This window comes from Bradyrhizobium sp. UFLA06-06 (genome assembly GCF_054820065.1).
Window position 1 is genome coordinate 192,320 of the sequence record NZ_JADFUD010000001.1, and the last position, 16,169, is coordinate 208,488.

Here is a 16,169-nt window from a genome sequence, read left to right on the forward strand (position 1 = left end):
CTCAGCCCGGGCACCCCGGGAGACTAGTTCAGCGCGCAAGGAAATGGCCCCGAAAATCGGGGCCATTGGTCGAAGGTTCAATGTCAGGTCGCATCTTGCGACGGAAGCTGCATCCGGCGGAGAGCGCCGGAAATCCCTTGGCTTAGAGGCCGAAGCGCGGCAGGTCGCCGTTGCGATTCGAGATCTCCGCGCTCTTCATCAGCAGGCGGTCGATCGAGGCCAGCAGGCGGCCGAACAGGGTGGAGGAGGGCGCGAGCGTCAGTGCAGTGGTCTTGGACATTGGTGTCCCCTTTCATTGGAGGCCAGCAATGGGCCGGCTCATCATCTGCAGCCAGACTATGTATACCAGATGCCAGATACAACGGACTTGTTTGCATAGCAGCATTCACGACTGTGCAATGCAGCAAAATCGGCTGATCGGCATCCCGGATTGGCGTGGAAGGGGAGCAGCCCGGCGGCGCCGCCGGGTCAGAATTTCCAGCTAAAACTGGCCTTTACCGAGTGATCCTGGACCCGGTCGGCGAGCTGGCCGACATAGGCGACGCCGATGCTGGCCTGCGGTGTGACCCGCAGGTCGAGCCCGCCTTCGACCAGCGCCGCGTTCCGCGCCAGCGGCACGCCGGCCACGGTGAATCCGGTTCCCAGGCTCTGGAACGCGAGCGCCGCCGTCGGGGTCACGTCGCCGAAGGCGTACTGCCAGGCCACCGAGGCGCGCGGCGTCAGCTGCATGCCGTTGGTGAGGGCGAAGCTGGTCGCGATGCGGGCACCGAGCGAGGAGTAGCCGACATCCTGGTTGCTGCCGGCGCCGCGCAGCGCGGCGGCGCCGCTGCCGCCGGTCTCGGCGAAACTGTCGGTGTCGAGATGGGCCCAGGCGAGGCCGGCGAACGGCTCGAGCGCAGTGCGGCCGAGCGATAGCCCATAGCCGATCTCGCCGAACACCTGCGCCGTGGTCGCGTCATAGCGGGCGCGCGCCGTGTCGAAGAAGCCCGGGAACACGATCGAACGGCTGGTGTCGAGCGTGCTGAAGCTTGCCGAGGCGCCGCCGCGCAGATTGACCGCGCCGTAGCTCGCACCGACATAGCCGGCGAGATGTGCGGTCTCGATATCGGCCGAGCTCGCGCGATCGCCGACATGAACCGACGAACTGGTGTAGCCGCCGGCGATGCCGGCGATCCAGTTCGGCGCGAATCTGTGATCGACGCCGCTGAAGAAGCCGGCGAGGTCGCGCGTGATTCCCGCGGCATTGCCGTCGCCGTTCAACCGGCCCCAGGCGCCGACCCCCTGTGCCCAGAACGTGGTGTCCGGAATCTGCGCAGGACGTGCGAGCGGCGGCGCCTTGACGGGAAACGCGGACCGCTCGGTGCCGGCATAGGCGAGCGCGGTGCTCACCGACAGCTGGTCCATCGCAGCGGTCTGCGGGCCACCCGAACCGAGCGCCGCCATCGGTCCGCTGCTGCCGGCGAACGAAGCCTGCCGCAGACGGCCGAGCACAGCGTCGCGCAGATAGCGCGAGTCGTCGAGCATCGCGGTCTGCGCGCTGGCATGCACTTCGCCGGACAGCGCATCGAACGCCTGCCGCGCGCCGGCGGCGCCCTGGTTCAGCACGGCGATCATCAGCGGAGCGCGTTGCTGCCCGCTCGCATCGAGCGCGCCGGCCACGGCGATCTGGTTCGGTGTCGTTGCGACGCTCGTCAGCGAGGTGGCGTTGCGGGCGAGCGTCAGGAAGACGTCGTTGGCGTCGTAGCTCAGCGACGGCGTGAGGAATGTCAGGCTGCTGGTGACGTCGCTGAACGTGCCGTTGACGCCGCCATTCGCCGTGAGGACCGTGTAGACGGTCTGCGGCGCATAGGTGCCGGTCTGTGCCAGCGCCAGCACATTGCCGCCGGCGAGCGTCGCGGTGCCGGTGGCGACAATCTTGTCGGACTGGCCGGCCGCATTGGCCTCGACCTGGTAGATCGAGCCGGCCGCGAAGGAAACGTTGCCGGCGACGTTCAACGTGCCGATCGAATTGCCGGGCGCGACGATGCCGCCGGCATTGGCCGTGATGCCGCCGACGGTGCCGATGCCGCCGAGCGCGCCGCCATTGTTCACCGTGACGGCGCTGGCGAGGGTTGCGCTGCCGTGGGTGTCGTCGCCGACCACGAGCTTGCCGGCGTTGACATTGGTCGCGCCGGTGTAGGTGTTTTGGCCGTTCAGCGTCAGGGTGCCGGCACCGGTCTTGGTGAGCGATGCGCCGGTGCCGCCGCTCGCGCCGCCGTCGGCGATGACGCCGCTGACGATGGTCGACAGGTCGTTGCCGCCGACGGCCAGCGCGTTCGCGCCGAGATTATAGCGGCCGGCGCCTTCGATCGATCCGGCGGCGAGACGGCGGTCGCCGGCGGGGCCCGTGCTTGCGGAGAAGTCCACGACGCCGCCGCTGTCGGTGACGAGACGGGCATTGCCGGCCGTGCTGTTGCCGGCAAACGCGGTCTGGCCGCTCGCTGTAGTGGTGAGCGTGACGGCGCCGGCCGAGGTCGCGTTGCGGAAATTCAGCTTGCCGTTGTTGGTGATCGCGGTCAGGCCCGAGGTGTCCGCGTTGACGATCTCGAACGTGGCGTTGTTGAGCACGCTGCCGACGATCTTGCCTTGATGCGTCGTATCGCCGAGCTGTAGCGTGCCGGCGTTGATCGTGGTGCCGCCGGTATAGCTGCCGTTGCCGGCCAGCACCTGCTTGTAGGTGCCGTCCTTGACCAGCCCGCCCGCGCCGGTGATGGCGCCGTAATAGAGTGCGGTGGTGATGGTCGAATTCAGGCTGGTGGTGAGATTGCCGGCGGCCAGATCGACGGTGCCGAAATCGGCGGCGCCGGACGACAGGGTTGCGACTTTCTCGTTGTTCAGCAGGCGCAGCGTGCTGCCCCCGAGCACGATGACGCTGGAATTGTCGCCAATCGCATTGCCACCCTGGACCACGAGGGTGCCGCTGAGCAGCTGCGTGCCGCCCGTATAGGTGTTGTTGCCGGAGAGCGTCAGCGTGCCGGTCCCGCTCTTGGTGAAGAGGCCGCCGCCGCTGATCGAGCCGGCGAAGGTGCTGTCGTCGGCGCGGTTGAAGATCAGCCGTCCGTCGTTGAAGACGTTGCCGGTGATCGCGCCCGACGTGCCGCCATTGCCGATCTGCAGCGTGCCGTTCGCGATCGTCGTGCCGCCGCCGTAGCTGCTGTTGCCGGTCAGGATGGTGGTGCCGCTGCCCTTCTGCACGAACGCACCGTTGCCCGAGATGGTGCCGCCGAAAGTATAGGTGTCGGAGCGGTTGATGGCGAAGGTGCCATTGTTCACCACCTGGCCCAGGATGGAGCCGGAGGTGCCGCCGTTGCCGAGTTGCAGCGTGCCCGCTCTGATTGCGATGCCTCCTGTCAGGCTGCTGTTGCCGGTCAACGTCAGCGTTCCGGCGCCGAGCTTGAACAGGGTGCCGTTTCCGTTGATCGACTGGCCCAGGGTGAAATTGTTGGCGGCGTCAGCGATATCGAAACCGCCGCCGCCGGTGCCCAAATTGATCGTGCGCGTGGTGCCGGTGAAGCTTGTGCCGGTGACCCGCAGCGTGCCACCGCCGTCGAAATTCAGCGCGCCCGACGCGGCGCCGAGATTGGTGTCCGATGACACCTGCACTGTGCCACGCGACATAGTCGTGCCGCCGCCATAGCTGTTGGTGCCGGTCAGGATGGTGGTGCCGATGCCGATCTGCGCGAACGCACCGCTGCCCGAGATCGTCCCGCCGAACGTATAGATGTCCGATCGGTTGACGGCGAAGATGCCGTTGTTCACCACGTTGCCGGTGATGGATCCGAAGCTGACGCCGTTGCCGAGTTGCAGCGTGCCGGCGGAGATGGTGGTGCCGCCGGAGTAGTTGTTGCTGCCGGTGAAGGTCAGCGTTCCGGCGCCGGACTTGGTCAGCCCGCCGTTGCCCGTGAACGAGTTGCTGACGACGAAATTGTTGGTGCCATCGACGATCTCGAAGCCGCCGCCGCCCCAATTGATGGTGCGTGACGTACCGGTGAAGCTCGTGCCGGTCACCTGGAGCGTGCCGCCGTTGAAGGTCAGGGAGCCCGAAGCCGCGCCGAGGTTGGCCTCTGACGACACCGACAGCGTTCCGCCCGCCAGCGTCGTTCCTCCGGTGTAGGTGTTGGTCCCGGAGAGAGTGAGCGTGCCTATTCCGGTCACGGCCACGCTGCCGGCGCCCGATACCACACCGGTGACTGAAAAATTGGCCGGCGTGGTGTTGAAGGCGACGAGGGAGCCGGAGCCGAGCACGATGTTGTTGCCGAGCGCGAACCCGTTGTTTTGTGCTGCAATCGTTGCAGCGGCACCCGTAATCAATTGAATATCGCCGACAAGCGTCGAGCCGGTCAGCAAATTCAGGACGTTGCTGGTTCCACCGAAACGGATCGCGGCCGCATGGGTCACGCCGTCGGCGTTGAGCCCGCCACTGATCGTGCCGGCATTGTTGATGGTGCTGTTTCCATTGGTCATGACACCGACGCCGGCCGTACCTCCGCCGGTCGCGGCACCGCCCGTGACGGTGCCGGTGTTGCCCAGTGTATTATTGCTGCTGACCAGATTGACGCCAGCGCCGCTGCCGCCGGTGCTGGCTCCGCCAAGGGAGCCGATCCCGCCGCTGCCGCCGCTGCCTCCGGTAATGCTGCCGGCGTTGCTGATCGACGTTCCATCGCCGAGCACCAGCAAGCCATCGCCGCCGCCGGACCCAAAATGAAACCCGTCCGGTCCGGTGTCCCCGGTCACGCCGGTGACGGGTATTGTCACGACAGCCGTTCCGGATAGTGCGGAGCCCGGCGCGCCGCCGTTTCCTCCAGCGTTCTCCCCCGCACCGCCGATCCCTCCGGTGCCGCCGCTGCTGGGGCTGCCGGGCACTTGCACGGTGTCGGCGCCCACCAGGTTGGTGCTGTTGCCGCCGGCGCCATTGCCGTTGCCGCCGAAGCCGCCACGCCCGAAGCTGGGACCACCGGCAGCGCTGCACGCAGTGGTGTCGGCCGTGCAGGCCGCCTGGGCGTGAGCCGGCAATGTCAGGCCGGTCGTGCCGAGGATCAGCGCAAGCGGCGAGACCGTGGCGAGGGTGCGAAAATAACTCGCGCGCGACTTCGCATCGAGACGGGCGGTCTGCGCGCTACCGAACTGTCCTACAGCGAAATCCTTCGCCGCGTATTCCCGCGTGGTCACCGCATTCCAGCCTTGCCAGACTTAAGATGTCGCCGTTTTCATCGGGCCTGCGCGTGCCAGGCCCTGATGATGTCGCACGATGTGTCGGAGTCGACACCGTCGACAGATTCCGCAATGGACCACAATCTGGCCACTACCCGAAAGGGTACATCAACGTGCGCGCGTACGATCAGTCGCCAAGCGAGGCATTGCTGCAACAGAGCGGTTCCGCAATCGCCGCGAATTGCGCGCAAAATCGAATCAAAGCTGCTGCTCTTCCCGCTAGCGGGAAGAGCGATGGTTGCAACTGTTCGCTTCCGCGGCGAACTCAAAACCGTCGTCAGAACTTCCAGCTGAAGTTGCCCTTCACCGAATGATCCTGCACCCGGTCGGCAAGCTGTCCGACATAGGAGATGCCGACGCTTGCCTGCGTGGTGATGCGCAGGTCGAGCCCGCCTTCCACCAGCGCCGCGTTGCGCGCGAGCGGCACGCCGGCGACCGTGAAGCTTGCGCCGGTGCTCTGGAACGCGAGCGCGGCGGTCGGCGAGACATCGCCGAACGCGTATTGCCAGGCGACCGAGGCACGCGGCGTCAGCCACATGCCGTTGGCGAGCGCAAGATTGCTGGCGAAGCGCGTGCCGATCGTGGAATAGCCGACGTCCTGGTTGCTGCGGCCGCCGAATAGCGCTGCGGCGCCGCTGCCGCCGGTCTCGTTGAAGCTGTCGGTGTCGAGATGCGCCCAGGCTAGGCCGGCGAACGGCTCGAGCGCGACCTTGCCGAGGTTGAAGCCGTAGCCGACTTCGCCGAACACCTGCGCCATGGTGGCGTTGTAACGCGCACGCGTGGTGTCGAAGAAATCCGGGAAGATGATCGAGCGGCTGGTGTCCAGCGTACTGAAGCTGGCGCCGGCGCCGCCGCGCAGGCTGAGCGCGCCGTAGGTCGCGCCGACATAGCCGGCGAGATGCGCGGTGTCGATGTTGTCCGAGCTCGTGCGGTCGCCGATGCGCAACGAGGAATTGGTGTAGCCGCCGGCGATGCCGGCGATCCAGTTCGGCGCAAAGCGATGATCGACGCCGCTGAAGAACCCGGCGAGGTCGCGCGTCATGCCGCTCGCATTGCCGTCGCCGCCGAAGCGGCCCCAGGCGCCGACGCCCTGGGCCCAGAATGTGGTGTCGGGAATCCGCGCGGGCGCGGCGAGCGGCGGCGCCTTGATCGGGAAGCTGGGACGGCTCGCGCCGGCATAGGCGAGGGCGGAGGAGGCTGCCATCGAGTCCATCGCCGCGAGTTGCGGACCGCCGGCGCTGAGTGCGGCCATCGGCCCTGCATCGCCGGCAAACGCGGATTGCCGCAACCGGCCGAGCACCGCATCGCGCAGATAGCGTGAATCGTCGAGCATCGCGGTCTGCGCGCTGGCATGCATCTCGCCCGACAGCGCATCGAACGCCTGCCGCGCGCCGGCGGCGTTCTGATTGAGGATGCTGACCACCAGCGGGCTGGTCTGCGCGCTCGCCTCGAGGGCGTTGGAGACCGCGAGCTGGTTCGGCGTCTGCGCGACGTCGGGGAAGGTCGTGCCGTTGCGCGCCAAGGTCAGATACGCATTGCTCGGATCATAGGTCAGCGACGGGTTCAGGAAGGTGAGGCTGCTGGTGACGTCGGCAAAGCTGCCGGTGACGCCGCTGTTCGCGGTGAGGATGGTGTAGGTGGTCTGCGGCGCATAGGTGCCGTTCTGCGCCAGCGCCAGCACGCTGCCGCCGCCGAGTGTCGCCTTGCCGGTGGCGACGATCCTGTCGGACTGGCCGGCGGCATTGGCTTCGACCTGATAGATCGAGCCGGCCGCGAAGCTGACATTGCCCGAGACGTTCAACCTGCCGATCGAATTGCCCGGCGCCACGGTGCCGCCGCTCGCAATGGTGAGGTTGCCGACGGTGCCGTTGCCGCCGAGCGTGCCGCCCGCGTTGACTGAGGTGAGGGACGAGGACGCAATCGAGCCGTTGACGCTGAGCGTGCCGCCGTCGACCGTGGTGGTGCCGGTGTAGGTGCTGTTTGCGGTCAGGATGGTCTTGCCGGCCTCCACCAGCACCGACCCTGCGCCTGATATGGCCGGGTCGAAGCTGTAGTTCGCAGACGTGTGGTTGAAGACGATGCTGCCGGTGCCGGCGCCGAACGTGACGGTCGGCGTGTTCAACGTGCCCGGCGCCGCGGCAACCTGGCCGAGCCCGGCGCCGATGTTGACGGTGCCGGTCGAGCCGGCCTGATTGGCAACACCGAAAAGCGGCGTCGTTACGATACCACCGTTCTGGATCGTCAGCGTGCCGGTGCCGGCATCGCCGACGAACAGCGCGAAGCTGTTGGTCCAGGACGAGCCGGAGCCGGTGACCGTGGCCGTGCCTTTCGAGCCGGCAAGGAAGCCGATGTCGCTGCCGATCATGCTGGCCACCGCGCCGTTCCGGATGGTCAGCGTGCCGGTGCCGCCACCTCCGACATTGAGAATGCCGCCATGGGTCCAGGATGACCCGGGGCCGTCGATCGTCACCGTGCCGTTCGAGCCTGCAATGACGCCGATACCGGCAATCCCGCGAGTCGCGCTAGGGGCGCTGGTGACCGTGGCGCCATTTTGAATGTCGAGCGTGCCGGTGCCGGAGTAGCCGACATACAGGAAGTCAGCGCTGCTCAGCGACGAACCGGCGCCGGTGACGACAACGTTGCCGTTGGAGCCCACATTGGAGCCGATGAAGGTCGTGTCGTTGCTGACCGCGCCGCCGTTCTGGATGTTGAGGACGCCGGTGCCGACATAGCCGACATGAAGCTCCTTGCCGACAAGAAGCGATGAACCGGCGCCATCGACCGTTAAGTTGCCGTTGGATCCGAAGATATAGCCAAGGTAGGCATTTGAGCTGGCGCCGTTGCTCACGACGCCGCGGTTCTCGATGTTCAGCGTGCCGGTGCCGGCGGTGCCGACATAGAGTTCGGCGGAGTTGGTCCAGGACGAGCCGGGGCCGGTGACGGTGACGGTGCCGCTCGAACCGGGGACAAAGCCGACGCGGCCGTTGCGATCGCTCACGGTGCCGCCAGCCTTGATTGTCAGCACACCGGTTCCGTTTGCGCCGACAGCGAGATCGTCAGTCATATTCCAGGACGAGTTGGGTCCGGTGACCGTTGCAGTCCCGCTCGAGCCAGGCAAAGACCCGATCAGGCCGTTGGTACCGGCCACGGTGCCGCCGTTCTGGATCGTCAGCGTGCCGGTGCCGGCCACGCCGACAGTGACACCGGGACTGAACCACACCGAGCCGAAGCCATCGACCGTCACGGCGCCGTTCGAACCGGCATTGTTTCCGATGAAGCCATTAAGGTCGTTCAGCGTTCCGCCGCCCGAAATCGTCAGCTGGCCGTTGGCGTTTTGGCCGATAGTGACATTGGTGGCTTGCCCTGCGGTCCCTGCGATCGCCGTGGGGTTGGGCGAGGTCGTATCGATCACCGCGTTGTTGGGGTTGGCCGGAAGCGTGTTCGGCAGCCAGTTGCTGGTGTCGGTCCAGATCGACGAGTTGGCGCCGGTCCAGACGATGTCGGCCGCATGGGACGGCATCGCCGTTGCCGTGAGCAGCGCCAGCGCAACCAGCGATGTCGTGCCCAGCAGGGCGCCGCCGAACGACGCGCGCCCGTGGCGCGCGAGCGATTTTGCCTCGAAACAATCAGCGCGTGTGTCGTCGAACTGTCCTACAGCGGGACGTTCCGCTGCGTCTTCCAATGGGGTCACCGCATTCAGTCCCGGTAGTAACTCGAATTGTTGCAACTTTCGCCGGGCCATGCGTGTTGCTGCCCCTGACGACGCCGCGCGATGTGTCGGACTCGACACAGCGCAGAGATTCCGTAATCGAATGCGATCTGGCCATTACCCTAAGGGGTATACCAACGCGCGCACGAACGATAAGACGGCGAGCGAGGCTTTGCTGCAACATGTGGGCACGTCGTGACGTTGCAGCGATCGCCAAAAAATCAAATCAAACCTGGTCGATCAGAATCCCATGCAACGGGACAGCAAGCTCAACGACGAAATCATTCGTCTCTACGAATCTGAGTCCAACCTGCACACGCTGCCTGGTGTCCTGTTCGCCGGCGTCGGCCGCCTGGTCGATGCGGAGGTGGTGAGCTTCACCGAGTTCCATCGTCCGAGCTGGGATTTCCGGTCGTTGATTTCGGTCGGCGACGATCCGGAGGTTCGTGCCCGCGGCATGCAGGCGTTTGCGAAGCACATGCATTCGCATCCGTTCTGGCAGCACGATCCGGCGTTCTATGGCGAACGCGCGCTGCGCGAGTCGGATTTCTTCAGCGACGAGGAATTCGTCGAGCTGCCGATTGCCAAGGAGGTGTTCCTGCCGTCGGGGGCGCGGCGGATCATGGGGATCGCGTTCGAGCACGCCGGTTATGTGGTCACGGTTGTCGGGCATCGCGTGGTGGGACGGCCGGCGTTCAGCGACGAGGAGCGCGACCGGATGCAGGGTTTTCGTCCGCACATCCTACGCGGCTACCGCCAGGCGCAGGAGCGAACGCTGGCGGCGCTGACGCCGAGCGACCGCCTGCGGCTGGCATTTCCTGCGCTGACGCCGCGCCAGATCGAGGTGGCGTCGTGGATCGCCCAGGGCAAGTCGAACGAGGAGATCGCTGCTATCCTCGGCGTCGGGCTCGATGCCGTGAAGGCGCACGTCAAGGCGATCAACAGCAAGATCGATTCCGACAGCCGGCGCGCCGCGATCGTCATCGCCCACACCACGCCGCCCTTCGCCGATCTGCCGCCGCTGTGGAAGCTCGGCGTGGAAGGCTGAGGGCGGGCGGCGAGTGTCCCGAATCCGAAGTTCGCATCATTTGCCGCACCTTCGGAGCGAACTTCGGATTCGATAAGGACACTAGGAAACTTATGATTCTAGTGTGCTTTATGAATGCGAAGTTCGTGAAAGTGGCTGCCGCGAAATCGCACGAACTTCGCATTCAGCACACTAGTTCATAAAAGAAGGCCGCCCAAATGCGGCGGCCTCGAGTGAGCGGGTTTGCTTTTCTTCTTGGCCGATGAAGGGTCGGGGCCAAGTCCCTTCACCGCATTCGCTTCACCGCGTCCAGTCTTCGCCGGCGCACAGCGTTCCCATGCAGCCGCGAACGTTCAGCGTGCCTGGCGACACCAGTGTCACCGAGCTCTCATAGGTCTTGCCGTCATCGGCGTTGTAGATCCGGCCGGCCCATTTGTTCGGTCCTGCGGACTGCATGTTGATGAACAACGATATGCCCATGACCGGCCGAGCGCGCTGGAGGGGATCGGCGTTCTTGTCGTCGAGCTGCGGCTTGCCGGTGGCCCTGTCCCTCGGCTCCTTCAGCCAGACGACGCGGCCGCACAGCGCGCTGCCGCAGCGATGGATCTTGATCCTGGCGTCGCCGGACTGGGTCAGCCAGACGCCGGCCGGATCGCTCGACTTGTCGCTCGCCTTGGCGGCATCGGCGGGGCTGCCGAGCAGCGGGATGTGGAACGCGGCCACGATCAGGCGGCGCGTGAGGTGAGCGTGGACCAATTGCTTCAAAGCCTTGCGCAGGCCGTTTTGGTCTGGGATTACCGTCATCATCCACCTTCTTCATGAAAAATTTCATGATAAACATGAAATAAATCACGTTTAAGGTTGAGTCAATGACATTGCCTAGGCATGATGTAATCCGGCCGTAACGGCTTTTTTGGCAAAGAATTTCTGGATGGGTGCGATGGGGAAATCGGTTCGTGAGCAGCGCCAGCTCTGGTTTCGAAGGCTCGATCGGGCGTTCTGGTTGATCTGGGCGGCGCTGCCGGTCGTGCTGTGGCTGGCCTATTACCGCACCACCACGGCGTCGGCGACGATCGCCGAGAGCCTGATCGGCGAGCAGGCGAAGTGCGCGGCCATCGTCGCCAACCCGCTCACCATGTCGGCCAAGGGCCAGGTGCTGTTCTGGTCGCTGTTCGCGCTTGGGGTATCGTTTTACGCCGTGCTGATCGGCATCCTACATCGCATGGTGAACCGATTCGCCAACGGGCGGATCTTCGTGTCCGAAACGCTGCAGGGTGTCTGGTGGATGGGGATCTTCCTGGTGGTCTGGCCGTTTGTGGATACGATCACGACCATCGCGGTGACCTATGCGCTGTATCAACTCGGCGACATCAAGTTCTTCCTGCCGAGCTACGGCGTCGACGTCGGCACCGTCGCAGGTGGCGTGTTCCTGATGGCGCTGAAATTCGTGATCGAGCACGCCATCCTGTTGCAGTCCGAAAACGATCTGACGATCTGAGGGTGATGCTTGTGCCCATCGTGGTGAACCTCGATGTCATGCTCGCAAAGCGCAAGCGCCGCCTCGGAGACCTCGCGGACGCGATCGGCATTTCGATCCAGAACCTGTCGATCCTGAAAACCGGCAAGGCGAAAGCGATGCGCTTCTCGACACTGTCGGCAATCTGCCGCGAGCTGGACTGCCGGCCGGGGGATATTCTGGAATATGTGCCGGGGGATGAGGGCGGGGACGGCGAGAGCGGCGAGGGTGGTTGATCCGGCGTGCGATTGATTACCAGGCAGAGTCGTCTCGCTCGCCCGAGATATGTTTGCCGGTGAGGCCATCGCCCCGCACTTTGATCTGAATCAATGTCCGCTCATCGCCGCTCCTTAGGTTCGTGTCCAAGGCAGCGGCCCGGATGCCGTCCCCCCAACGTCCCACGTGAGAGACACGATCATGGCGGTCGCAGACGGCGACGCAGATGTACGGCGTCGCCGAACGCGAATGGAGATCTTCGCCTTCCTGTTCCTGACCGCCATCCTGATGCCGGGGCTCGCGGTCGCGACGGTGGGGTCATACGGGCTCGCGGTCTGGATCTACCAAATGGTGGCCGGCCCTCCCGGTCCGCCCCCGCCGCATTGACAGGGAGAGACATCGTTGTGCGCAAGACCGCGATCAATCGCCGTATGTTGATTACCGGCCGCGCCTTGACAGCGGAGCGCGTCGTGGCGCCACCCGGGGGCGAGATCGCCAGCATCCTGGTGCAGGCCCGGCCCGAGCGCCTTGATGCGGTCGAAGCCGATATCCTCGCCGTTTCCGGCTGCGAGATTTTCGGCCGCGACCCCAGAGGCAAGCTCGTCGTGGTGGTCGATGCACCCAATGCCGGCGCGCTCGGCGCGACGTTGAACACGATCGCTCTGTTACCGCACGTCCATTCCGCCTCGCTGGTGTTTCACGCCATCGACGTCTGCTGAAGTGCCGGGAGGCAAGCCATGACCGAAACCAAGCTCGACCGCCGCCAGATGCTGAAGCTGGAGGCCGCCGCGATCGCCGCAGCGGCCGGCGGAATGCCGGTTGCGTCGGTCGCGGCAAACCTCGTCACCGAACGCGATGCCAGCGAACTCGACTGGAACAAGGCTCCCTGCCGCTTCTGCGGCACCGGCTGCAGCGTCATGGTGGCAACCAAGGACAATCGCGTCGTCGCCACCCACGGCGATATCAAGGCAGAGGTCAATCGCGGCCTCAACTGCGTGAAGGGTTACTTCCTCTCCAAGATCATGTACGGCCACGATCGCCTGACGCAGCCGATGCTGCGCAAGACCAACGGCAAGTACGACAAGAACGGAGACTTCACCCCGGTCTCGTGGGACGAGGCGTTCGACATCATGGCCGAGAAGTTCAAGGCGGCACTGAAGCAGCGCGGGCCGAGCGGCATCGGCATGTTCGGCTCCGGCCAATGGACGGTCTGGGAGGGATATGCGGCTGCAAAACTGTTCAAGGCCGGGTTTCGCTCCAACAACATCGATCCCAACGCGCGCCACTGCATGGCTTCCGCCGTGGTCGGCATGATGCGCACCTTCGGCATGGACGAACCGGCCGGCTGCTACGACGATATCGAGGCCACCGATGCCTTCGTGTTGTGGGGCTCCAACATGGCGGAGATGCACCCGATCCTGTGGACGCGGGTGACCGACCGCAGGCTCTCGGCGGCGCATGTGCGGGTCGCCGTGCTTTCGACCTTCGAGCACCGATCGTTCGACCTCGCCGACATCGGGATCGTGTTCACGCCGCACTCCGATCTCTACATCCTCAATGCGATCGCCAATCACATCATCAAGACCGGGCGCGTGAACAAGGATTTCGTCACCGCGCATACCGTGTTCAAGCGCGGCCAGACCGACATCGGCTACGGCCTGAGACCCGATCATCCGCTGCAGAAGAAGGCGACGGGCGCGGCCAAGGCCAACGATGCCACCGATATGAGCTATGACGACTACGTCAAATTCCTCGCCGACTACACGCTGGAAAAGGCGGCGAAGATGTCGGGCGTTCCGCTCAATCGTCTGGAGGCGCTGGCCGAGCTCTACGCCGACCCGAAGGCCAAGGTCGTCAGCTTCTGGACCATGGGTTTCAACCAGCACACCCGCGGCGTCTGGTGCAACAATCTGGTCTACAATCTTCACCTTCTGACCGGGAAGATCGCGGAGCCCGGCAACAGCCCATTTTCGCTGACCGGGCAGCCCTCGGCCTGCGGTACCGCACGCGAGGTGGGGACCTTCTCGCACCGCCTCCCGGCAGACATGGTCGTCACCAACAAGGCGCATCGCGACAAGGCGGAGGAGATCTGGAAGCTGCCGGAAGGCACGATTCCGGACAAGCCGGGCTATCACGCGGTGTTGCAAAGCCGGATGCTGAAGGACGGTCTGCTCAACGCCTACTGGGTGCAGGTCAACAACAATCTGCAGGCCGGTCCCAACATCAACGAGGAAACCTATCCCGGTTTCCGCAACCCCGACAATTTCATCGTCGTTTCGGAAGTCTATCCGACCGTCACCGCGCTCGGCGCCGACCTGATCTTGCCGACCGCGATGTGGGTGGAAAAGGAAGGCGCCTATGGCAATGCCGAGCGGCGCACCCAGTTCTGGCACCAGCTCGTCACCGCGCCGGGCGAGTCGCGTTCCGACCTCTGGCAGCTGATGGAATTTTCCAAGCGTTTCAAGATCGAGGAGGTCTGGCCGGAAGAGTTGCTGGCAAAGAAGCCGGAGTATCGTGGCAAGACGCTGTTCGACGTGCTCTATCGCAACGGGCAGGTCGACAAGTTTCCAGTCTCCGACATCGCGTCGGGCTACGCCAACGACGAATCGAAGGCGTTCGGCTTCTATGTCCAGAAAGGGCTATTTGAGGAGTACGCCAGCTTCGGCCGCGGCCACGGCCACGATCTCGCGCCGTTCGATGCCTATCACGGCGAGCGCGGGCTGCGCTGGCCCGTCGTGAACGGCAAGGAGACGAAGTGGCGCTTCCGCGAGGGCTCGGATCCGTATGTCGGGCAGGGCAGAGGCGTGCAGTTCTACGGTTTTGCCGATGGCAAGGCGCGCATCTTTGCGCTTCCCTACGAACCGCCGGCGGAATCGCCCGATAGCGAATACCCCTTGTGGCTTTCCACCGGCCGGGTGCTGGAGCATTGGCACTCCGGCACCATGACCCGCCGCGTGCCCGAACTCTATCGCGCGTTTCCCGAGGCGGTCTGCTTCATGCATCCGGATGATGCGCAGGAGGCCAAGCTGCGACGCGGCGACGAGGTCAAGGTGATCTCTCGCCGCGGGTTTATCCGGGCGCGACTGGAGACCCGCGGCCGCGACCGGCCGCCGCGAGGTCTGGTGTTCGTCCCCTGGTTCGACGAGTCGAAGCTGATCAACAAGGTGACGCTCGACGCCACCGATCCGCTTTCGCTGCAGACCGACTTCAAGAAATGCGCCGTGCGCATCGAGAAGGTGCTGCCGTCATGATCAGGAACCTGCGCGTCGTTCTGCTCGTCCTGGCAATAGGGGCCGGCACCGGCACATTGGCGGCGCAATCGCTTAATTCCGGGCTGCGTGGGCCGACGCCGCTCGACAATGAAGGCCCGGCTCCGCCGATGATGCCGACGCGCAATACGTCCGAGCGGGAGGTCAGGAACTATCCCGAGCAGCCGCCGGTGATTCCGCATTCGATCGACGGCTACCAGATCGATCTGAACAGCAACAAATGCCTGTCCTGTCACGCGCGCGCCCGCACCGGCGAGTCGCAGGCGCCGATGGTCTCGATTACTCATTTCATGGATCGCGACGGCCAGTTCCTTGCGTCGATCTCGCCGCGCCGTTTTTTCTGCACTGAATGTCACGTACCGCAGAGCATGAGCAATCCGCCCGTCAGTAACGACTTCGTCGACATCGACACCATGCTGAGCCGCGCGGCTCCGGGCGGCAGTCGATGAAGGCGGCCGACCCGCAAACCTCGAAGGAGGGGCTCTTCCGACGCGCATGGGCCTTCGCGCGTGAGCTGTGGGACGTGCTGGTGCGACCGAGCACGGTGTTCGGGCTCGGCGTATTGGTGATCGCGGGCTTCGTCGCCGGCGTTGTTTTCTGGGGCGGCTTCAATACCGCGCTCGAGCTGACCAATACTGAAAAATTCTGCACCGGCTGCCATGAGATGCGCGAAAATCTGTTTACAGAGCTGAAGTCGACCATCCATTTCACCAATCGCTCCGGCGTCCGCGCCACCTGTCCGGATTGTCACGTTCCGCACAACTGGACCGACAAGATCGCGCGCAAGATGCAGGCCTCCAAGGAGGTGTGGGGCCACCTGTTCGGCGTCATCGACACCCGCGACAAGTTCGTCGACAAGCGGCTCGAACTCGCGCTGCATGAGTGGGCGCGTTTCAAAGCCAACGATTCACTCGAATGCCGCAACTGTCACAGCGCGGAATCGATGGATATCACCAAGCAGTCGCCGCGCGCGTCGGTGGCGCACCAGCGCTTCCTGTTTACCGGCGAGAAGACCTGCATTGATTGCCACAAGGGCATTGCACATCACTTGCCCGACATGCGTGGAGTTCCGGGCTGGCAATGAGCGCCGGCTTTCGCCGGGGACCTTGATCTTTCCACGACGGCTGACGATCAGCCGGAACGAAAATGGCCGCGGTTTCCCGCGGCCATTTGCGTCTTGCT

12 protein-coding genes are annotated in these 16,169 nt (G+C 64.8%); 8 read left to right on the forward strand and 4 right to left on the reverse strand.

Annotated elements, in window-relative coordinates; all coding sequences use genetic code 11:
* Positions 1–142: 142 nt before the first annotated feature.
* The 3 genes from IF803_RS00830 to IF803_RS00840 all read right to left on the reverse strand — a co-directional run bounded on the left by IF803_RS00830 (position 143) and on the right by IF803_RS00840 (position 8,941).
* Positions 143–280 carry a hypothetical protein gene (locus IF803_RS00830; protein WP_016848357.1) on the reverse strand — a complete coding sequence of 46 codons (138 nt, stop codon included), beginning with the start codon at positions 278–280 and terminating at the stop codon, positions 143–145.
* Between the two features lie 188 nt (positions 281–468).
* Positions 469–5,208 carry an autotransporter domain-containing protein gene (locus IF803_RS00835; RefSeq protein WP_461190952.1) on the reverse strand — a complete coding sequence of 1,580 codons (4,740 nt, stop codon included), beginning with the start codon at positions 5,206–5,208 and terminating at the stop codon, positions 469–471.
* Positions 5,209–5,527: 319 nt separating this feature from the next.
* A complete protein-coding gene (locus IF803_RS00840; RefSeq protein WP_461190953.1) occupies positions 5,528–8,941 on the reverse strand; it encodes an autotransporter outer membrane beta-barrel domain-containing protein in 3,414 nt (1,137 codons plus the stop codon).
* Between the two features lie 268 nt (positions 8,942–9,209).
* On the opposite strand from IF803_RS00840, the gene IF803_RS00845 reads away from it, so the two are divergent.
* Positions 9,210–10,007, forward strand: a complete 798-nt coding sequence (locus IF803_RS00845) for a helix-turn-helix transcriptional regulator (protein ID WP_028345242.1) — start codon at positions 9,210–9,212, stop codon at positions 10,005–10,007.
* A 279-nt stretch (positions 10,008–10,286) separates the two neighbouring features.
* Here IF803_RS00845 and IF803_RS00850 read toward each other — a convergent pair whose 3' ends face one another.
* Positions 10,287–10,793 carry a DUF2147 domain-containing protein gene (locus tag IF803_RS00850; protein ID WP_411784874.1) on the reverse strand — a complete coding sequence of 169 codons (507 nt, stop codon included), beginning with the start codon at positions 10,791–10,793 and terminating at the stop codon, positions 10,287–10,289.
* Between the two features lie 133 nt (positions 10,794–10,926).
* Here IF803_RS00850 and IF803_RS00855 point away from each other — a divergent pair, with 133 nt between their 5' ends.
* The 7 genes from IF803_RS00855 (at position 10,927) to IF803_RS00885 (ending at position 16,071) form a co-directional block, all read left to right on the forward strand.
* Positions 10,927–11,484, forward strand: coding sequence for a DUF2975 domain-containing protein (locus IF803_RS00855; protein WP_461190954.1), 558 nt, complete (start codon positions 10,927–10,929; stop codon positions 11,482–11,484).
* A gap of 11 nt (positions 11,485–11,495) precedes the next feature.
* Positions 11,496–11,738, forward strand: a complete 243-nt coding sequence (locus IF803_RS00860) for a helix-turn-helix domain-containing protein (protein WP_026192543.1) — start codon at positions 11,496–11,498, stop codon at positions 11,736–11,738.
* A 181-nt stretch (positions 11,739–11,919) separates the two neighbouring features.
* On the forward strand, positions 11,920–12,105 hold the full coding sequence (napE, locus tag IF803_RS00865) for a periplasmic nitrate reductase, NapE protein (RefSeq protein ID WP_157345976.1): 186 nt from the start codon (positions 11,920–11,922) through the stop codon (positions 12,103–12,105).
* A gap of 44 nt (positions 12,106–12,149) precedes the next feature.
* Entirely contained in the window at positions 12,150–12,437 is a 288-nt protein-coding gene (locus IF803_RS00870; RefSeq protein WP_461191057.1) for a chaperone NapD, read from the forward strand.
* A gap of 18 nt (positions 12,438–12,455) precedes the next feature.
* Entirely contained in the window at positions 12,456–14,969 is a 2,514-nt protein-coding gene (gene napA / locus IF803_RS00875) for a nitrate reductase catalytic subunit NapA (RefSeq protein ID WP_461190955.1), read from the forward strand.
* Positions 14,933–15,436, forward strand: a complete 504-nt coding sequence (locus tag IF803_RS00880; RefSeq protein ID WP_461190956.1) for a nitrate reductase cytochrome c-type subunit — start codon at positions 14,933–14,935, stop codon at positions 15,434–15,436. The genes napA and IF803_RS00880 overlap by 37 nt, the downstream gene beginning before the upstream one ends.
* A complete protein-coding gene (locus IF803_RS00885) occupies positions 15,433–16,071 on the forward strand; it encodes a NapC/NirT family cytochrome c (RefSeq protein WP_461190957.1) in 639 nt (212 codons plus the stop codon). The genes IF803_RS00880 and IF803_RS00885 overlap by 4 nt, the downstream gene beginning before the upstream one ends.
* Positions 16,072–16,169 lie beyond the last annotated feature (98 nt).